Origin of the sequence: Pseudomonas sp. PDM16, assembly GCF_014851865.1 — a bacterium.
Classification (GTDB): domain Bacteria; phylum Pseudomonadota; class Gammaproteobacteria; order Pseudomonadales; family Pseudomonadaceae; genus Aquipseudomonas.
The window spans coordinates 458,375-478,161 of the sequence record NZ_JACVAM010000002.1; the positions used below are offsets into that span (position 1 = coordinate 458,375).

17 protein-coding genes are annotated in these 19,787 nt (G+C 66.4%); 12 read left to right on the top strand and 5 right to left on the bottom strand.

What is annotated here, in order from left to right; all coding sequences use genetic code 11:
* The first annotated feature begins 119 nt into the window (after positions 1-119).
* The 7 genes from IB234_RS08645 (at position 120) to IB234_RS08675 (ending at position 8,239) form a co-directional block, all read left to right on the top strand.
* Complete coding sequence (locus IB234_RS08645) at positions 120-1,172, top strand: agmatine/peptidylarginine deiminase (RefSeq protein ID WP_192316532.1); 1,053 nt, start codon at positions 120-122, stop codon at positions 1,170-1,172.
* Between the two features lie 4 nt (positions 1,173-1,176).
* Complete coding sequence (gene aguB / locus IB234_RS08650) at positions 1,177-2,100, top strand: N-carbamoylputrescine amidase (RefSeq protein ID WP_192316534.1); 924 nt, start codon at positions 1,177-1,179, stop codon at positions 2,098-2,100.
* Between the two features lie 2 nt (positions 2,101-2,102).
* The gene (locus IB234_RS08655; RefSeq protein WP_192316536.1) at positions 2,103-3,197 is read left to right on the top strand and encodes an extracellular solute-binding protein; all 1,095 of its coding nucleotides are present in this window, start codon (positions 2,103-2,105) and stop codon (positions 3,195-3,197) included.
* Positions 3,198-3,232: 35 nt separating this feature from the next.
* The gene (locus tag IB234_RS08660; protein WP_192316539.1) at positions 3,233-4,357 is read left to right on the top strand and encodes an agmatine/peptidylarginine deiminase; all 1,125 of its coding nucleotides are present in this window, start codon (positions 3,233-3,235) and stop codon (positions 4,355-4,357) included.
* Between the two features lie 147 nt (positions 4,358-4,504).
* A complete protein-coding gene (locus IB234_RS08665; RefSeq protein WP_192316541.1) occupies positions 4,505-5,410 on the top strand; it encodes a LysR family transcriptional regulator in 906 nt (301 codons plus the stop codon).
* A 146-nt stretch (positions 5,411-5,556) separates the two neighbouring features.
* Positions 5,557-7,092 (top strand): MFS transporter, encoded by a 1,536-nt coding sequence (locus IB234_RS08670; protein ID WP_192316543.1) that lies wholly within the window; start codon positions 5,557-5,559, stop codon positions 7,090-7,092.
* Positions 7,093-7,105: 13 nt separating this feature from the next.
* Entirely contained in the window at positions 7,106-8,239 is a 1,134-nt protein-coding gene (locus IB234_RS08675) for an HlyD family secretion protein (protein ID WP_192316545.1), read from the top strand.
* A gap of 165 nt (positions 8,240-8,404) precedes the next feature.
* On the opposite strand, the gene IB234_RS08680 is transcribed toward IB234_RS08675, so the two are convergent.
* Positions 8,405-9,874: a methyl-accepting chemotaxis protein gene (locus tag IB234_RS08680; RefSeq protein WP_192316548.1), complete on the bottom strand. Its 1,470-nt coding sequence runs from the start codon at positions 9,872-9,874 to the stop codon at positions 8,405-8,407.
* 238 nt (positions 9,875-10,112) lie between these two features.
* On the opposite strand from IB234_RS08680, the gene IB234_RS08685 reads away from it, so the two are divergent.
* The 5 genes from IB234_RS08685 to IB234_RS08705 all read left to right on the top strand — a co-directional run bounded on the left by IB234_RS08685 (position 10,113) and on the right by IB234_RS08705 (position 17,227).
* Positions 10,113-10,934, top strand: a complete 822-nt coding sequence (locus IB234_RS08685; RefSeq protein ID WP_192316550.1) for an SGNH/GDSL hydrolase family protein — start codon at positions 10,113-10,115, stop codon at positions 10,932-10,934.
* Between the two features lie 100 nt (positions 10,935-11,034).
* Positions 11,035-15,078 carry an ATP-dependent RNA helicase HrpA gene (gene hrpA, locus IB234_RS08690; RefSeq protein WP_192316552.1) on the top strand — a complete coding sequence of 1,348 codons (4,044 nt, stop codon included), beginning with the start codon at positions 11,035-11,037 and terminating at the stop codon, positions 15,076-15,078.
* Positions 15,079-15,170: 92 nt separating this feature from the next.
* Entirely contained in the window at positions 15,171-16,268 is a 1,098-nt protein-coding gene (locus IB234_RS08695) for a GGDEF domain-containing protein (protein WP_318651993.1), read from the top strand.
* 85 nt (positions 16,269-16,353) lie between these two features.
* Complete coding sequence (locus IB234_RS08700) at positions 16,354-16,581, top strand: DUF3079 domain-containing protein (RefSeq protein WP_192316554.1); 228 nt, start codon at positions 16,354-16,356, stop codon at positions 16,579-16,581.
* A gap of 112 nt (positions 16,582-16,693) precedes the next feature.
* On the top strand, positions 16,694-17,227 hold the full coding sequence (locus IB234_RS08705; protein WP_192317771.1) for a DUF3087 domain-containing protein: 534 nt from the start codon (positions 16,694-16,696) through the stop codon (positions 17,225-17,227).
* 5 nt (positions 17,228-17,232) lie between these two features.
* Here IB234_RS08705 and IB234_RS08710 read toward each other — a convergent pair whose 3' ends face one another.
* The 4 genes from IB234_RS08710 to IB234_RS23930 all read right to left on the bottom strand — a co-directional run bounded on the left by IB234_RS08710 (position 17,233) and on the right by IB234_RS23930 (position 19,736).
* A complete protein-coding gene (locus tag IB234_RS08710) occupies positions 17,233-17,826 on the bottom strand; it encodes a LysE family translocator (protein WP_192316556.1) in 594 nt (197 codons plus the stop codon).
* A 95-nt stretch (positions 17,827-17,921) separates the two neighbouring features.
* Complete coding sequence (locus IB234_RS08715; RefSeq protein WP_192316558.1) at positions 17,922-18,758, bottom strand: AraC family transcriptional regulator; 837 nt, start codon at positions 18,756-18,758, stop codon at positions 17,922-17,924.
* A 104-nt stretch (positions 18,759-18,862) separates the two neighbouring features.
* Positions 18,863-19,573 (bottom strand): alpha/beta hydrolase, encoded by a 711-nt coding sequence (locus IB234_RS08720; protein WP_318651994.1) that lies wholly within the window; start codon positions 19,571-19,573, stop codon positions 18,863-18,865.
* Positions 19,527-19,736 carry an alpha/beta fold hydrolase gene (locus tag IB234_RS23930; protein WP_225580453.1) on the bottom strand — a complete coding sequence of 70 codons (210 nt, stop codon included), beginning with the start codon at positions 19,734-19,736 and terminating at the stop codon, positions 19,527-19,529. The genes IB234_RS08720 and IB234_RS23930 overlap by 47 nt, the downstream gene beginning before the upstream one ends.
* Positions 19,737-19,787: the final 51 nt, after the last annotated feature.

The following is a 19,787-nucleotide window of genomic DNA, read 5'->3' on the forward strand; positions in this document are numbered from 1 at the left end:
CTAATCAGAATTGTGGAAAATCTATCGTTTGTTGAGCCTTTTTTACAGGCCTAGCATGCAAGCCATCACCGCATTCGCGGTTTTCAGTGATAACAAAGACTTAACTGAAAGGCACTTGTATGCAACAGCACGCAGCAACTCCGAACGCTTGGTTCATGCCCGCCGAATGGGCCCCGCACGCCGCCACCTGGATGGTCTGGCCGCACAATCAGCCGCTGTGGGAGTCCGGCTGGGGCGTAACCCTGGAGGAGGTGCAGGTCGACTTCGCCCGCGTGGCCAACGCCATCGCCCGCTTCGAGCCGGTGAAGATGGTGGTCGATCCTTCGGCGGTACTGCGTGCTCGCGAACTCTGTGGCAAGGGTGTCGAGCTGATCGAGCTGGCGGTGGACGACAGCTGGTGCCGCGATTCCGGCCCGAGCTTCGTCTGCCACCCGCAGCTGGGGTTGGCTGGTGTCAGCTGGCGCTTCAACGCCTGGGGCGGCAAGTCCGAGCACAGCCTCGACGAGGGCCTGGCGCGGCGCATCCTCAACGGCCTGGGCCTGGAGTGCTTCGGCACGCCGCTCTCCAACGAGGGCGGCGCCATCCATGTAGACGGCGAGGGCACGCTGATCACCACCGAGTCGGTGCTGCTCAACCCTAACCGCAATCCGGGCATGAGCAAGGCCGAGATGGAAGAAATCTTCGCCCGTTTGCTGGGCGTGAAGAAGACCATCTGGCTGCCGGGCGACCCCAAGTACGTCACCGGCGACATGACCGACGGCCACGTCGACGGCGTGTGCGCCTTCGCCAAGCCTGGCGCGCTGCTGGTCGACGCCACCCATGACCACGGCTCGGTGTACGCCGAGGTCGTGCGCGAGAATCGTCGCGCCCTGGAACTGGCCACCGACGCCAAGGGACGCAAGCTGGAGCTGCTGGAGCTGTACGAAGCGACCGATGCGGTGGATACCGAGGCGGAAGTGTTCTGCGCCTCCTACACCAACTTCTACATCTGCAACGGCGCCATCATCATGCCGGCCTACGGCATCGCCGCCGACCAGGACGCGGCCGCCACCCTGCGTATGGCCTTCCCCGGCCGCGAAGTGGTGCCGGTACGCATCAACCAGCTGGCCCATGGCGGCGGCGGGGTGCATTGCATCACCCAGCAACAGCCGCTGTGGCCGCTGAAGGGGTAAGGCGATGAGCAGACTGACCGTCGCCACCACCCAGTTCGCCTGCAGCTGGGACCTCAAGGACAACCTCGACCGCGCCGAACAGCTGGTGCGCGACGCCGCCGCCCGCGGTGCGCGGCTGATCCTGCTGCAGGAGCTGTTCGCCACGCCGTACTTCTGCATCGAACAGCACCACAAGCACCTGGCCCTGGCCGAGGAGTACAGCACCAGCCCGTTGCTCAAGCGCTTCGCCGCGCTGGCCGGCGAGTTGGGCGTGGTCCTGCCGCTGAGCTGGTTCGAGAAGGCCGGCAACGCCTACTTCAACTCCCTGGCCGTGGCCGATGCCGACGGCCGCCTGCTCGGTGTCTATCGAAAGACCCACATCCCCAACGCCATCGGCTACCAGGAGAAGGAATACTTCAGCCCCGGCGATACCGGCTTCCGCGTCTGGGACACCGCCGTCGGCCGTATCGGCGTCGGTATCTGCTGGGACCAGTGGTTCCCCGAGACCGCGCGCTGCCTGGCCCTGCAGGGCGCCGAGGTGCTGCTCTATCCGACTGCCATCGGCTCAGAGCCGGGCGTCGCTACGTCGGGGGCTGCGGCATTCGACTCGCGTGACCATTGGCAACTGACCCAGCGCGGCCACGCTGCCGCCAACATAGTGCCGGTGATCGCCGCCAACCGCGTCGGTCGCGAGGTGGCGACCACCGATCCGGGCCTGCAGATGAGCTTCTACGGCTCGTCCTTCATCACCGACCACAAGGGCAAGCTGCTCGCCGAGGCCGACCGCGACACCAGCGGTGTGCTGGTGCGTGAGCTGGACCTCGCCGCCATGCGCGAGGAGCGCATGACCTGGGGCATCTACCGCGACCGTCGCCCGGAGATGTACGGAGCGCTGCTGGGCCTGGATGGCCGCCACCGGCATAGCCACTGGAACCATCGGGGAGCCTGACCATGAGTCACAAGAAAAGCCTGCTGTTCGCCGCCCTGGCGCTGTGTTGTGCCCAGGCCTCGGCTGCCGTGGAGGAGAAGACCCTGCGCCTGTACAACTGGGCCGACTACTTCGCCGAAGACACCATTGCCAACTTCACCAAGGAGACCGGCATCAAGGTGATCTACGACGTCATGGAGGGCAGCGAGACGCTGGAGGCCAAGATGATGGCAGGTGGCAGCGGCTACGACCTGATCTTCCCCGGCGACACCGTGGCCGAACGGCTGATGCGCGCCGGCGCCCTGCAGAAGCTCGACCCGGAAAAGCTGCAGCACCTGGCCGACATCGAGCCGGGCCTGCGCAACCTGCAGACCAAGTATCCCTACTCGCGCCACGCCACCGTGCCCTACACCTGGGGCAGCATCGGCATCACCTACAACGCCGAGATGGTCGGCAAGCGCATGCCTGACGCGCCGGTGAACAGCCTCGACCTGCTGTTCAAGCCGGAGAACGCAGCCAAGTTCGCCGATTGCGGCATCTCCATGATCGACTCGCCCGACGAGGTGATGGCCGTGGTGCTCAACTACCTTGGCCGCACGCCACGTAGCGCCGAGCCGGATGACCTGAAGGCCGCCACCGAGCTGCTGGTGTCTATCAAACCCTACATCCGCAAGTTCCAGTCGCAGCCGGTCACCGACTTGGTCAATGGCGACCTGTGCCTATCGCTCGGCTACAGCGGCGACTTCACCCAGGCCCAGCGCGCCGCCAGCGGTGCCGGCAAGGCGGCGGACTTCCGCTTCCACATCCCGCGCGAGGGCACCACGGTGTGGATGGACACCATGGCCATCCCGGTGGACGCCAGGCACCCGGAATACGCCTACGCCTTCATCAACTTCGTCATGCGTCCGGAGAACATGGCGGCGATCAGCAACTTCACCGGCTACCCGACCTCCAGCGCCAAGGCCCGGCCGATGGTCGATGCCGACATGCGCAACAACCCGGACATCTACGCCGGCGAAGCCACCTACGCGCGGCTGATTCCTGGCAAGGACATTCCACAGCGTTCCATGCGTGCGCGCATGCGGGCCTGGACAACCTTCAAAACTACCGCCCACTGACGCCACACCACTACCCACGAGATGAGGGATACACCATGTCTACGCGTCGCGATTTCATGAAGCACCTGACGATGGCTGCCAGTCTCGGCGCCGTCGCCTCCCTCGGCCTGGGCATCGGCGCACCCCGCGCGCGCGCAGCGCTGGCCGGCAACTGGTACATGCCCGACGAGCATGCCCCGCAGGAGCGGGTGATTCTGGCGTTCGCAGCGTCCTCGGCGGTGTGGGAAGACTGGGCCTCGCCGGTCAACGACTGCATCGCCCTGTTGGCCAAGACCATCGCCAGATACCAGCCGGTGACCGTGCTGTGCCGTGCCAACCAGCTGACCCAGGCCAGGCAGAAGTGCGGCACCAGCAATATCAAGTTCCTCACGACGCCGCTGGATGACGTGTGGGTGCGCGACTACGGCGGCTGCTTCGTGGTCGACGGCGAGGGCGGCCGTGGCCTGGTTGACTTCAATTTCAACGGCTGGGGCGGCAAGCAGCGCGCCAGCAACGACACCCAGGTGGCCGACACCCTGAGCTACGAAATGGACGCCAGCTACATCGCCAGCCAGCTGGTGGGCGAGGGTGGCGGTATCGAGGTGGACGGCCACGGCACGGCGATCATGACCGAGAGCTGTTGGGTCAACAGCAACCGAAATCCGGGTATGAGTCGTGCTCAGATCGAGGCTGAACTGAAGGCCAATCTGGGCCTGCGCAAGATCATCTGGCTACCCGGTATCAAGAACAAGGACATCACCGATGCCCACGTCGACTTCTACGCGCGCTTCGTCAAGCCAGGTGTGGTCATCGCCAACCTGGACAACGATCCGAAGTCATACGACTACGCGGTGACGCGTACCCACCTGCAGATCCTGCAGAACGCCACCGACGCCGATGGCCGCCGCCTCGTCGTGCATACCCTGCCGCCGCCCCTCAAGGTGCGCAGCAACGTCTACACCCGCAACAATCCGGACTTCGCCCCTGGCTACATCAACTACCTGCCGATCAATGGTGCGGTGATCGCCCCACAGTTCGGCGATGCGGCGGCGGACAAGTATTGTAAGGACCTGCTGACCCGGCTCTATCCGGGGCGGACGGTCGTGCAGGTGAACATCGACCCGATCGCTGGCGGTGGCGGTGGCATCCATTGCGTGACCAAGAACATGCCCCGGTTGTAAACGATCCGCAGCTCGCCCCCATCCTCCACAAAAGGAGGGGCGGGCTCTGGCTCCATTACCAGCCCATCCGCTGTCTGACATCGACGCCATTGTCCCGGGCTTATACAGTGCGCCAACTGCAATCATTGCCGCTAGAGGATGCGCTGCATGCAACTACCGGATCTGAACCTGCTGGTGGCCCTGGATATTCTGCTCGACGAAGGTAGCGTGGTGGGGGCCGCACGGCGCATGCACCTCAGCGCGCCGGCTATGAGTCGAACCCTGACGCGCATCCGCGAGGCGGTCGGCGACCCGATTCTGGTACGCGCCGGTCGTGGCCTGGTTCCGACGCCGCGGGCGCTGGAGTTGCGTGAACAGGTGCGTGGTGTGGTCGAGCAGGCGACCGGGTTGTTCCGCTCTTCGGAGGTCGACCTGCCGACGCTGCAGCGTCAGTTCAACGTACGCACCAACGATATCTTCATGGTCTGCTACGGCGGGCGACTGGCCGAGCGTATGCATCAGCAGGCGCCCAACGTGGTGCTGCGCTTCGTGCCGGAGATCGATGGCGATGACGACGCCATGCGCGAAGGGCGTATTGACCTGATCGTCGGTGCCTCCAGCAGCCTGACGGCGGAGATCAAGTCCCAGGGCCTGTTCGAGGCGGGCTTCGTCGGGCTGGCGCGTGCCGGCCATCCGATCTTCGACGAGCCCATCACCCCCGAGCATTTCGCCCGCTTCGACCAGATCAGTATTTCCCGGCGTGGCCTTGCGCGTGGGCCCATCGACCAGCGCCTGGCTGAGCTGGATCTGACCCGGCGCGTGGTACTGATTTCGCCGAGCTTCTTCTCTGCCGTGCTGGCGCTGATGGAGTCCGACCTGATCCTGCCGGTGCCTGATCTCGTTGCCACCACCTGCCAGCGCCTGGGGTTGCCTCTGCGTCGATTCGAGATTCCCCTGCCGCTGCAGCGAGTGCCGGTACGCCAGTCCTGGCACCCACGCTTCGACAACGATGTTGGCCACCGCTGGCTGCGTGGCCTGATCAAGCAGTGCTGCGAGGAGGGGCTGCGCAGCTAGTAATAGTCGTGCGTTTTATGCACGTGTTCATTTTGAATATTGCAATTTTCGGCATTGCTGACGACCCATAGACTTTGCGCACTCCCCATAGTCCGGATTCGTTGCATGTCACCGCTTCTTTCTTTCTCCGTTCAGGCTGGCGCCCGATGAGCACCGCACTCATCTCCCAGGGCATGCCGGCTCCGGCGCCTGTGACTGCGCCGCCGGTGGTGGCGTTCGGTCCGCGCATCGTGGTCGGTCTGCTGGGCGTGCTGCTGGCGGTGCTGGTGGCGGGGTTCAACGAGAACGTCACCAAGGTCGCCCTGGCCGATATTCGCGGGGCCATGGGGATCGGCCATGACGAAGGCAGCTGGCTCATAGCCCTGTACGCCGCACCCTCGGTATGCGCCATGGCCTTCGCACCGTGGTTCTCGGTAACCCTGTCGCTGCGCCGTTTCACCCTCGGTGCCATCGCCGCGCTGATGGTGCTCGGCCTGCTCAGCCCGTTCGCTCCCAACGAGCGCACACTGATGCTGCTGCGCATGCTTCAGGGCCTGGCCGGCGGTGCATTGCCACCGATGCTGATGACCGTGGCCCTGCGCTTTCTGCCGGCCAACATCAAGCTCTATGGCCTGGCCAGCTACGCCCTGACCGCAACCTTCGGCCCCAGCCTGGGCACGCCGCTGGCGGCGTTCTGGGTCGAGTACGTCGGCTGGCAGTGGGCGTTCTGGCAGATCATCCCCAGCAGCCTGCTGGCCATGGCCGCCGTCGCCTGGGGCCTGCCGCAGGACCCGCTGCGCCTGGAGCGCTTCGCCGAGTTCAATTGGCAGGGGCTGCTGCTCGGCTTTCCGGCGATCAGCATGCTGGTGATCGGCCTGGTCCAGGGCGAGCGCCTGGACTGGTTCGCCTCACCGCTGATCCGTGTGCTGCTCGGTGGCGGCAGCGCACTGATGGTGCTGTTCCTGATCAACGAGTGGTGCCACCCGCTGCCGTTCTTCAAGCTGCAGTTGCTCAAGCTGCGCAACCTCAGCTTCGCCCTGTTCACCCTGGGCGGTGTGCTTTTCGCGCTGCTGGCCTCGAGCCTGATTCCGTCCAGCTACCTGGCTCAGGTGCAGGGCTATCGGCCGCTGCAGACCTCGCCGGTGCTACTGGTGGTCGCCCTGCCGCAGCTGCTGGCCCTGCCGCTGGTGGCGGCACTGTGCAACCTGCGCTGGGTCGATTGCCGCTGGGTGCTGGCGACTGGGCTGGCGCTGTTGTCGCTGTCCTGCTTGCTGGGCTCGCAGATCACCTCGGCATGGATTCGCGACGACTTCTATCTGGTGCAGGCGCTGCAGATATTCGGCCAGCCGATGGCGGTACTGCCACTGCTCATGCTGTCGACCGGCAGCATCGTGCCGGCGCAGGGGCCGTTCGCCTCGGCCTGGTTCAACTCGGTGAAGGGCTTCGCCGCGATTCTCGCCGGCGCGGTGCTGGATGTGCTGACCACCGCACGCCTGCATTTCCATTCGACCAGCCTGGTCGACCGCCTCGGCAACTCACCCCTGGTCGAGGACAGCGCCCGCCTGGCGGCGCGCCTGCACAAGCAGGCGCTGGTGCTGACTTCGTCCGACCTCTACCTGTGCATGGCGCTGCTGGCCGTCGTGCTGATCCTGATCATTCCCTTCGTGCCGACGCGCATCTACCCGCCGCGCGCCGCTACCTGAGTCGGAGATTTCCATGAGCGATTCCACCCCTCGTCCATCCAACCCCATCGTGCTTCCCGGCCTGGCGCTGCTCGCCGGTCTGGCAGCCTGGAGCGCCTGGTACCTCCTGCTGGCCGATCATCACGAGCAGAGCACCAACGACGCTTTCGTCAGTGCCGACTTCACCCTGGTGGCGCCGAAGGTGTCCGGCTTCATCGACGAAGTGCTGGTGCAGGACAACCAGCGAGTCCGCGCCGGCGAGGTGCTGGCGCGCATCGACGATCGTGACTATCGCGCGGCACTGGACGGCGCGCGGGCCCAGGTGGCCAGTGTCAAGGCCCAGCTGGCCAACGCCCAGGCCACGCTGGATCGCCAGCAGTCGCTGATCGACCAGGTGCATGCGACCCTGCAGGCGGACCGTGCCGAGGTGCTGTTCGCCGAGCGTGAGCGCGAGCGATACGAGCGCCTGGTCGGGCGCGGTGCCGGCACTCTGCAGAACTCGCAGCAGGCACAGAGCCGGTACGACAGCGCCCGTGCCAAGCAGCAGGAGAACCGCGCCGGGCTGCTGGCCACGCAGAAACAGACCGATATCCTCGCCGCCCGGCGTGACGCCGCCGAGGCCGCGTTGCAGAGCGCCCAGGCCAACCTGGAGAGGGCGGAGCTGGATATGTCGCACACGCAGCTGCGCGCGCCGGTGGACGGCATGGTCGGACGTCGCGCCGTGAGGGTCGGTGCCTATGTGAAGCCCGGCGATGTGCTGCTGGCCGTGGTGCCATTGGAGCAGGTCTACGTGATCGCCAATTTCCAGGAGACCCAGCTCGACCACATGCGTCCCGGTCAGGCGGTCAGCATCCGGGTCGACAGCTTTCCCGACGAGGTCCTGCGTGGTCATGTACAGAGCCTGGCGCCGGCTACCGGCGTGACCTTCGCCGCCGTCGCGCCCGACAACGCCACCGGCAACTTTACCAAGGTGGTGCAGCGGATTCCGGTGAAGATCGTGCTCGATACCGACCAGCCGCTGATCGGCCACCTGCGGGTCGGCATGTCGGTGGACGCTCGGGTCGACACCGCGGCCAAGGTCGAAGGGCTGACCTGCAACGATGACGGTTGCCAGGCACAGGAGCCGATTGCCGGGCGCGGCGCCAGGCAGACTCCGGACGCCACATAGAGGTGTCCTGTCCGGGCGGATGGTGGTGGATGAGCAGAGGGCCATCCACCCCGTGGACCGCGCTTTACCGATCAACCGTGCGGTTGGTGTAAAACTGCTTATCTGCTGGCTGATGCCCCACGAAAAAGCCCCGCTCATGCGGGGCTTTTTCGTTTCAGTTGGCCATCACAGCTTCAGGCGGCGGATCGCTTTGCCCAAATCCTCGGCCAGGCCCACCAGCTCGGCGCTGGTGCTGGCAGAGGCCACGGTCTGCTGCACGGTCTGCTCGGTGACGTCGCGGATGCCGACCACCGAGCGGGTCATTTCCTCGGCCACTTGGCTCTGCTGCTCGGCGGCCACGGCGATCTGCGTGTTGCTCTCGCGCATTAAGGCCACGGCCTTGGCGATATGACCCAGGGCCTCGCCGGCGGCGCCGGCCTCCTGCACGCACTGGTCGGCCTTGAGCGAGCTTTCCTGCATGAACTCCACCGCGTCGCGGCTGGCGGACTGCAGGTTGCTGATCATGCGGGTGATCTCGTCGGTGGAGTCCTGCACGCGCTTGGCCAGGTTGCGCACCTCGTCGGCCACCACGGCGAAGCCGCGGCCCATTTCACCGGCACGAGCCGCCTCGATGGCGGCGTTGAGCGCCAGCAGGTTGGTCTGCTCGGCGATGCCGTGAATGGTCTCGACCATGCCGCCGATGGTGCGGCTGTCGTCGGCCAGTTGCTGGATCATCTCGGCGGTCTGCTGCACGCCCTGAGAGAGGGCGGCGATGGCGTGGCTGGCGCGGCCCACCACCTGCTGGCCGACGCCGCTGAGGCGGTCCGCCTCGGTGGACTGGTCACGGGTGTCGGCGGCGTGCTGGGCAATGTGGTGCACGGTGGTCGACATCTCGTTGATCGCGGTCGCGGCCTGGTCGGTCTCGCTCTGCTGGCCGAGCATGCCGCCGCGCACCTGCTCCATGCTGGAGGCGAGGCGGCGAGCGCCATCGTCGAGGCTGGCGGCGGCCTGGGCCACGGTACTGACCACGCGCTGGTAGCCGGCCTGCATGGCGTTGAAGGCGGAGGCCATCTGGCCGACTTCGTCACGGCTGTTCAGCTGGGCGCGGGCGGACAGGTCACCGCTGCGCTCGACGTGCAGCATGACGTCCTTGAGCTGGTTGAGGTGGCTGAGGATGAAGCGGATCAGCAACTGCGAGGCGGCCAGGAGCAGCAGCATCAGCACGAATACGCAGACCGCATAGGCGCCGGCACGGGCCTCGAATACCTGCCACAGGCTCGGGGCGCTGGCGGTCACCGCCACGCGCTGGCCATCGGCGGCGTCCTGCAGCCAGGCGCCGAATACCGGGGTATCACCCCAGATGCCATCGTGCTCCAGCTCTACCCAGCCGCGCTCCTTGCCGGTCAGGCCGGGCCAGGCCGGCTTGCTGCCATTGGCGAAGGTCAGTACCTGGGCATCACGCGGCAGCGCGCTGCCGGCTGGCCAGGCAGCCAGCACGGCGGCCTTGGACTGCGCGGCCTCGCGCGCAGCCTCGGCGCGGCCAGCCTGCTCCTGCTGCATGGCGAACAACACCAGCATCAGGGTCGTGACGAAAGCCACCTGGTTGACGGCCCAGAATTTGTATTTGAGGGAGAGGTTGAGGATCCAGTTTTTCATAGTCGCTCTATCTGCACGCAAGCCGACTGGCATTTGGCCATATTCTGCCCAGTCGCGGGAATGGGACTTTGATCACGGTCAAGCCGGATCATGACTTCTACCGAACGGTATGACCTCTCGTCGCGAATGCCAAGTGCCAGCATTGCGACGGGGGCGTATTCGCATACTCTGCGGCGGTCGCGCGCGGGCCCGTAACCCGCGCCGTTGCGCTTCCCGGGGGACCTCAATGCGTATTTCCATGCGTCGTATCCTCCTGGCCTGGATGCTGGGAGTGGCCGCTGTCGGCCAAGCCGTGGCCGGCGATCCGCCGACCGCACAACCGGTAATCGGCACTGCCGCCCAATCGGCCTTGCCGGGGCAGCCGCTGAGCGTGTTGTTCGTGGGCAACAGCTACACCTTCTACAACGACTTGCCGCAGATGGTTCGGCAGATGTCCGTCGAGGCTGCCCAGCCTCGCCCCTTGCAGGTTCGCGATGTGACCTTCGGTGGTGCCAGCCTGCAGGCTCATTGGCAGCGTGGCGAAGTACAGAAGGTCATTGCCAGCCAGCACTGGGACTACGTCGTCATTCAGGACTTTAGCACCATGCCGGTGGACGACCCTGACCTGACCCGCGAGTACGTGCGCCATGTGGCCGCTGCCGCGCGCAAGGCCGGCGCCCAGCCGATCCTCTATTTGACCTGGGCGCGCAAGGCCAAGCCGGCCATGCAGGATCAGCTCGACAGCGTCTACACCGAACTGGCCAACGAGACCCACGCGCTACTGGCGCCGGTCGGTCAGGCCTGGAAGCGCGCGTTGGCCGTGTCGCCACAGCCCAACCTGTTCATCGAGGATGGCAGCCATCCGAGCTACGCCGGAAGCTACTTGGCCGCCTCGGTGTTCTACTCGCTGATCTACGGTGTGCAGCCGCCGGCGCCTTCTGCCGAGCAGTTGGTGAAGCTGGATCACACCAAGCCGGGCGACCTGCAGGGCTACGCATGGTCGTCGATCCAGGCCCAGGACCTGGCCCTGCGCACGGTTCCGCAGGAGTTGCGCAGCCTGCCGGTGACCGCCACCCGCTGAGCCTGTCCGCATCGCCTCGCGCCATCTGCGGTGCGGGGCGCAATGCGAAGGCGGAATCTGCGACAATCGCGCCTTTGCCACGATTGCCTCGCGCCGCCTGATGACCGATATCGCTCCCCTGCACAAGAACATCGACCAAGCCCTGATCGCCGATCGCCATCGTCTGCGTCGTCAGCTCCATGAGCTGCAGAAGCATCCCGACGAGGCCAAGTTGGCGCAGTGGCTGGAGCGCTTCCAGGCCTCCATCGCCAAGGTCGAGGCGCGCAAGCGCAGCATCCCGACCATCCGCTACGACGACGCGCTGCCGATCGCCGCCAAGCGCGACGAGATCAAGGCTGCGTTGGAGAAACACCAGGTGCTGGTGATCGCCGGCGAAACCGGTTCGGGCAAGACCACCCAACTGCCGAAGATCTGCCTGGAGATCGGTCGCGGCCTGCATGGCCTGATCGGCCACACCCAGCCACGTCGTCTGGCCGCGCGCAGCGTTGCCACCCGGGTGGCAGAGGAGATCGCCACGCCGCTCGGCGAGCTGGTCGGCTATCAGGTGCGCTTCGAGGATCAGAGCAAGGACAGCACGCTGATCAAGCTGATGACCGACGGCATCCTGCTCGCCGAGACTCAGCACGACCGCTTCCTGGAGAAGTACGACACCATCATCGTCGACGAGGCCCACGAACGTAGCCTCAACATCGACTTCCTGCTCGGCTACCTGAAGACCCTGCTGCCGCGCCGCCCCGATCTGAAGCTGATCATCACCTCGGCGACCATCGACCTGGAGCGTTTCAGCAAACACTTCAACGATGCGCCGATCATCGAGGTCTCCGGGCGCACCTATCCGGTGGAGACCTGGTACCGCCCGCTGGCCGCCGAGGTGGACGAGGAGGGGGAGAGCCTGCTCGACGACCTCACCGTCGACCAGGGCATCCTCGCCGCGCTGGACGAGATCGCCGCCCACGAGAGTGCCGAGGGCAAGCGCCCCGGCGATGTTCTGGTATTCCTCCCCGGCGAGCGTGAGATTCGCGACGCCGCCGAGGTGCTGCGCAAGGCCAACCTGCGCTTCACCGAGGTGCTGCCGCTGTATGCGCGGCTGACCCCGGCCGAGCAGCAGAAGATCTTCGCGCCCATGGCCGGACGCAAGATCGTGCTGGCCACCAACGTCGCCGAGACCTCGCTGACCGTACCGGGCATCCGCTACGTGATCGACAGCGGCACGGCGCGGATCAGCCGCTACAGCTACCGCGCCAAGGTCCAGCGCCTGCCCATCGAGGCCGTGTCCCAGGCCAGCGCCAACCAGCGCAAGGGCCGTTGCGGCCGGGTCGAGCCGGGCATCTGCATCCGCCTGTACAGCGAGGAGGATTTCCTCGGCCGCCCCGAGTTCACCGATCCGGAAATCCTGCGCACCAACCTGGCGGCGGTGATCCTGCAGATGCTGCATCTGCGCCTGGGCAGCATCGAGGACTTCCCCTTTATCGAGCCGCCAGATGGCAAGGCCATCAGCGACGGCTTCACCCTGTTGCAGGAGCTGTCGGCGGTCAACCGCGAGAGCCAGCTGACTCCGCTGGGCCGCCAGTTGGCGCGCCTGCCCATCGACCCGCGTCTGGGCCGCATGGTGCTGGAAGCGGCCAAGCTCGGCAGCCTGGAAGAGATCCTCATCGTTGCCTCGGCACTGTCCGTGCAGGACCCGCGCGAGCGGCCGATGGAGCGCCAGCAGGCCGCCGACCAGGCCCATGCGCAGTGGAAGGACGTGGATTCCGACTTCGCCGCGCTGATCAACCTGTGGCGCGGCTTCGAAGAAAAACGCCAGGAGCTGGGCAGCAACCCGCTGCGCAGCTGGTGCAAGAAGAACTTCCTCAACTACCTGCGCCTGCGCGAGTGGCGCGACGCGCACCGCCAGCTGGTACTGATCGCCCGCGAGCTGCAGCTGTCTGTCGCTAAGACTGGAGCTTCCCAAGCTCATGACATGGGCAAGTCCGCCAAGCCTGGGCAGAAAGGCCGAGCTGCTCAAGGCCCGCAGCCGACCACCGACACCAAGGTCAATGTCATCGTCCGCGAACAAGCCGAGGCCGGCGAGGCGGCGCAGCGCGCCAAGAGCTATGCCGCGGTGCACAAGGCGATTCTGTCCGGCCTGCTTAGCCAGATCGGCCAGAAGACCGAGGAGGGCGACTACCTCGGCGCGCGCCAGCGGCGCTTCTGGATTCACCCGTCCTCGGTGATCGGGCGCAAGAAGCCGACCTGGGTGATGACTGCCGAACTGGTGGAAACCACCAAGCTGTTCGCCCGCCAGGTGGCCAAGATCGAGCCGGACTGGATCGAGCCGCTGGCCGGCCATCTGATCAAGAAGAACCATTTCGAGCCGCACTGGGAGAAGCGCCGCGGTCAGGTGGTCGCCTTCGAGCAGGTCACCCTGTACGGGCTGATCGTGGTCGGCCGCCGCCCGGTGCATTTCGGCCCGGTCGACCCGGTGGCCTCGCGTGAACTATTCATCCGCGACGGCCTGGTGCGCGGCGAGATCAACAGCCGCGCCAAGTGCCTGGCAGCCAACCGCGAGCTGCTGGAGCGCCTCGACGAGCTGGAGGCCAAGGCCCGTCGCCGCGACATTCTCGCCGACGAGGAAACCCTGTACGCCTTCTACGAGGCGCGCATCCCGGCGGAGATCCACCAGGCCGCCACCTTTGAGCACTGGTACAAGAGCGAGAGCGCGAAGAACCCGCAGCTGCTGATCATGCGCGAGGAGGACGTGCTGGCGCGTGACGCCAAGGAAGTCACCGCCGCGCAGTACCCGGACATCCTCCAGCTCGGCGAGCTGCAACTGCCGCTGACCTACCACTTCGAGCCCCATCACCCGCGCGACGGCGTGACCCTGCGTGTGCCGGCGCCGCTGCTGCCGCAACTGCCGGCGGATCGTTTGGAGTGGCTGGTGCCGGGGCTGATCGAGGCCAAGGCCATCGCCCTGGTGCGCAACCTGCCCAAGGCGTTGCGCAAGAACTTCGTGCCGGTGCCGGATTTCGTCGGCGCGGCCCTGTCGAAGATCGTCTTCGGCCAGGGCTCGCTGCCCGAATCCCTCGGCCGCGAGCTGACCCGCATGACCGGCGCCCGCGTCTCCGATGAGGCCTGGGAAGAGGCTGCGCAACAACTGGAAAGCCACCTCAAGATGAACCTGGAAGTGGTCGACGCCCAGGGCAAGTTCCTCGGCGAGGGCCGCGACCTGGCCGAGCTGACCGCGCGCTTCGCCGAAGCCAGCCAGGCCGCCCTGGCCATTCCGCAGCAGAAGCAGGAACAGAAACCGGTGGAGGCCAAGGCCTTCGCCCAGGTTGCCGAGAAGACCCAGCAGAAGATCGCCGGCCTCTCCATGACCGTGTTCCCAGCGCTGGTGGAAGAGGGTGGGGTGGTCAAGGAAGGGCGCTTCCCGACCCAGGCCGAGGCCGACTTCCAGCACCGCCGTGCGCTGCAGAAACTGCTGCTGCAACAACTGGCCGAGTCCGCCAAGTTCCTGCGCGGCAAGCTGCCGGGCCTTACCGAGCTGGGTCTGCTGTACCGTGAAATGGGCCGCCCCGAGGCGCTGGTCGAGGACATCCTGCTGGCCAGCCTCGACGCCTGCGTGCTCGACGGCGAAGCGACTCTGCCGCGCGACGGTGCAGCCCTGGCTGCCCTGGCCGAGAAGAAGCGCGGCGACTGGACCGGCCACGCCGAGCGCATCGCCAGGCTGGTGCTGGACATCCTCAAGCTGGCCCACGGCCTGCAGAAGCGCTTCAAGGGCAAGATCGATCTGGCCCAGGCCATGGCCCTCAACGACATCAAGCAGCAGCTGGTCAACCTGGTCTACCCCGGCTTCGTCCGCGAAACGCCGGGCGAGTGGCTGAAGGAAATCCCGCGCTACCTCAAGGCCATCGAGCAGCGCCTGGACAAGGTCGGCGGCCAGGTGCAGCGCGACCGCGTGTGGACCGGCGAGCTGACCGCCGCGTGGGAGCAGTACCAGGCCAGGGCCGCCAAGCACGCCCAGGAGGGCAAGCGTGACCCCGAACTGGTGCTGTACCGCTGGATGCTCGAGGAGTACCGCGTGTCGCTATTCGCCCAGCAACTGGGCACGAAAATGGCAGTGTCCGACAAGCGGCTGGCCAAACAGTGGAGCCAGGTCGACGCCTGATGGCATTTTGAGCTCATGTCGATGCAATTACGGCCGACATAGGAGAGCCGCCATCGGGCGGCTCTTCTCGGCCACTGGACAGGAGTTCCCCAGTGAGGGTGATCGAAACGCTGGCGCGGTCGCTGGACCCCCTGTACGGCTTGCCTGCCGCGACGCGGCAGGAGTTCGTCCGTTGGTACCGGCAGGCCAAGCTGCCGCAGATTCGTTCCGTCGCCTTCCTGACCACGGTGCTGTACCTGATCTACGCTGCCATCGAGCAGAACGTGGCGCAGGATCACCACGGCCTGCGCCTGCTGGTGCATGGCGTGCTGGTACCGCTGTCGCTGCTGGCGGTGGGCGTGATGAGTTTTCGCGAGGAGATGCATCGCTGGATGCGGGTGCTGCTGAGCGTGGCGCCGATCAGCGCGGTGGTCGCCAACCTGGCCTTCAACTTCCGTAACCCCGACTTCGCCTACTTCGTGCCGGAGATCTACCTCAACCTGATGTGGACCTTCACCGTCTCCGGCCTGATCCTGCGCCAGGCCCTGCTGACGGCCAGTGTGTCCACCGCCGTGCTGCTCGCCTTCACCCTGCTGGATGCCATGCAACCGGGGGCGCAGCAGCTGCACTTCATCTGGATACTGGCCGCATTCTCCTTCGGCGTGCTCTGCGCCTTCGTGATGGAGAAGGCACACAAGACCATGTTCCTGCACCAGGACCGGCTGGCCCTGAGCGCCAGCCTCGACGGCCTCACCGGCCTGTGGAACCGCGCGCGCATCGACCAGCTGTTCGCCGACGAGATCACCCGCGCCCAGCGCTATGGCACGCCGTTCTCGGTGATCCTGCTGGACATCGACCATTTCAAGCACGTCAACGACGACCACGGCCACGCGGTGGGCGACAGCGTGCTGCGCCAGTTCTCCGCGCTGCTGCGCGACAACGTGCGCAGCGTCGACAAGGTCGGCCGCCTCGGTGGCGAGGAATTCCTCGTCATCCTGCCGGAGATTGACGCCGAGCAGGCCCAGGTAGCCGCGCGCACCCTGCAGGAGCGCATCCGCCAGTTCGACTTCGATACCGTGCTGCGCAAGACCGCCAGCTTCGGCATCACCCAGTTCCATGGCGACGAGAACCCGCAGCACATGCTCGACCGTGCCGACCGCGCCCTGTACAAGGCCAAGGCCGGCGGCCGCGACCGCATCGAGGTGCACTGAATCGGCGCGCGATGACCCAGGTCAAGGTGCGGTCGCACCATCGGCGTAGCCTGCAACCATCGCAGCAGTCTGTACGAGGCGCGCCATGGCCAAGAAATTCCCGCTCAACCCACCCCATCCCGAGCGCATCTGCTGGGGCTGCGACCTGTATTGCCCGAGTACCTCGCTGGCGTGCGGCAACGGTGCGGACCGCACCATGCACCCGGTCGAGACCTTCGGCGAGGACTGGTACCAGTTCGGCGACCTGGGCTTTACCCCAGAGCCCGGCAGCAAGCACGTCGAGCTGATCCCGATCGTACCCGTCACCGAGTAGCCGCCGCGCCTGCTGACGCAGGTCAAGCTTTGCCACACATCGGGCTCGACCCCTCCGGCCCGATCAGGCAAGGTGGCGGCCTTTCGTGACTGCCAGGATCGCCATGACCACCCTGTTCGAAATCCAGCCCATGAGCCCCGAGCGCTATCGCCAGCAGACCCGGCGCAGCACCTACGCCGTCATCGGCCTGTTCCTGGCCCTGGGCATGCTCTGTGCCACCGCCAGCACCCAGCTGTTCGGCGCGGCCGATGGCGACAACTTCAAGTGGAACCTGATCGGCGTGCTACTCGGCCTGGGCCTGACCGTCGCCGTGGTGCGCCTGCAGTTGTGGCACCGACCGTTCATGGCTGCCGCCGCCTATGGCTGGCGGCTCAAGCGCAGCCTGATGCGCGTCACCAACGTCATGCACCACGTGCAGGCCGGTGTGAAACTGGGCGATGAGAGCGCCATGAAGCTGCTGCGCTTCTACCACCTGGGTGTTTCCCAGATGCACCAGCTGGACGGCAACAGCGCCGACCTCAGCCAGATGGTCCGCGAGATCGACGACCACCGCGAAGCCATGCTGGCGCGCGGGCTCGACCCGGAGCAGAGCCGCCTCGACGGGGCCTGGCTGGAAGCGGTCAAGCGCATCGATGCCAAGCGCTGAGCCGGCTACAGCAGCAACGCCAGCCAGGTAGACACGAACAGCAGCACCGCCAGCGCCTGGTTGAAGCGCTGCATCCGCTTGGGCGACTGCAACAGGCGTGCGCTGCCGGCGCCGAGCAACGCCCAGGCGGTCATGCTCGGCACGGCCAGCAGCAGGAAGATCAGCGACAGTTGCAGCACGCGCGCGGCCTTGTCCTCGCTGCCAGCGGCGAACACGCTGACCACCGCGACCGCCATCATCCACACCTTGGGGTTCACCAGTTGCAGCGCCGCGGCGCCCAGCGGGCCGAGTTCGCGCTCGTCCGTGGTGTTCAGCGGCGTGGCGGCGCTACGCAGCAACTGCCAGGCCAACCAACTCAGCCACAGCGCGCCGAGCCAGCTCATCGCCAGTTGCACACGCGGGTAGCGCAACAACGCCTCGCCCAGGCCCAAGCCCACCAGCAGCACGATCAGCGCCGCCGCCAGGCAGGCGCCGAGTACCAGCGGCAGGGTGGCACGCACACCGAAGCGCGCGCCGTGGCTGAGCGCCAGGATATTGGTCGGCCCCGGCGTGATGGTGGCGACGAAGGCGAACAGCAGGAAGGGCAACAGGGACTGCATGGTTCAGCCCCTCCGACCGTGGCGAGAATGATGGGTAGCACGCATGGCATGGGTTCTCCGTGTAAGGGAGGACCATGCTGCGGGTTGGCAGTGGATCAGTCTGGAAGCTTTGAGCAGCGGCGACGGTAGTCGGCTGGGGTGAGCTGGTAGGCGCGGCGGAACCAGCGGCCCAGGTGGCTCTGGTCGGCGAAGCCCAGCGCGCTGGCCACGTCCGCCGGCGTGTCGCCACGGGCCAGGCGCTGGCGTGCCTTGGCCAGGCGCAGCTGGATCAGATAGGCATGCGGCGCTACGCCGAAGGCGCTCTTGAAGGCGCGGCTGAGGCGGAAGCGATCCACCCCGCAGGCCGCCGCCGTGTCGTCCAGGCCGATGTCCTGGTCGAAGTTCGCGTGCAGGTAGTCGCGCGCCATCTGTGCCACCAGCGGCAGGCGCGGGTCCGGGTTCTCCCGCTTGCGCCACTGCAGGCGGCTGGTCATGGTGCCGAGCAGGTCGTCGATGGCGGTCTGCCGGACGATGCGCAGGTCGCCCTCGTGCAGCGTCTGGAAGGCGCGGAAGATGGCGCCGGCCAGGCGGCTGTCGGTGTTGAGGATATTGGCGAAGCTCGGCGTGCTGTCCGCCGGCGCGTGCTCGAACAGCGCATGCAGCTCGCGCTCCAGCCATTGCGGGTCGATGTACAGCATCGAATAGGTGAAGCCTTCCTCGGTCGGCGCGTGGCCGTCGTGGATCTCCCCCGGCTCCAGGAGGATCACCTTGCCCGGCGTGCTCAGGTGCTTCTCGCGCCGGCAGTTGAACTGCTGCACGCCCTGTTCGGTGACGCCGACCAGGTAGCTGTCGTGCCAGTGCGGGTCGTAGGCGTGGCCCTCGAAATGCGCACGGATCGACTCGATGCCGGTGTCGGCATCCTGAGCGAGGTCGATCCAGTTGCGTGTGCTCACGGTGCGTTCCGGCGGGAGTGAAGGGGGCGAGTCCCGACCTTAACCGGTTTGCCAGGCGAGGTTTAGAACATTCGTGCAGGGTGCCGGCCGTTCGTCCGCACGCCTTAGTCTTCCCCGTTGCCCAGGGTGCGGTCGAGGAAATCGCGCATCAGCTCCGCCGCCTCCTGCAGGTGCGTCTCCAGCAGCCAGTGGCCGCCTTCCTCGAACAGGTGCAGCTCCGCCTCCGGCAGGTCGCGCAGGTAGGCGCGGGCCGAGCCCTCGAGCATGTAGCCGTCGCGCGGGCCCCAGAGGATCAGCGTCGGCGGCTGGTGCTGGCGCAGGTAGGCCTGGTAGTGGGGGAACCAGGCCAGGTTGTCCTTGAGTCCGGCGATCAGGTTCACCGCGATCTGCTTGCGCTGCCGCGTCATCAACGCCCAGTGCAGGTGCCACAGGTCCGGCGGGATATGCGCCGCCAGTGGCGGGTCGACGTCGTTGAGAAACTCGTCGCGAAAACCCTCCAGGCTCACCGCCTCGGCTAGCGTGGCGCGTGCTTCCTCGCTGGGGTGGGCGAAGAACTGCTTGAGCGCCTCGTATTTCGGCCCCAGCTGGTCCTCGTAGATATCGCCGTTCTGCAGGATCAGCGCGGTGATGCGCTGCGGCCGGCTGATCGCCAGGCGCAGGCCGATCTGCGAGCCGAAGTCGTGCAGGTACAGGGCGAAGTGCTCGATGCCCAGCTGGTTGGTGAAGCGCGCGAGGAAGTGGGCGTAGCCATCGAAGTCGTAGCCGAAGTCATAGGGCGTGGCCGAATAGCCGCAACCGGGAAAGTCCGGCGCCACCAGCCGCCAGCAGCGGCATCAGGTTGCGGAACTCGTACGAGGAGCAGGGGTAGCCGTGCGGTAGCAACAACACCGGCGCATCGGCAGGGCCGGCCTCACGGTAGAAGATATCGACGCCGTCGAGGTCCAGGCGCAGGTGGCGAACGCAAGTAGGCGAGGGCATGGGGCTTACCAGGAGGCATGTGGTCCCGTTTATGACCGCGCCACGCCGCCC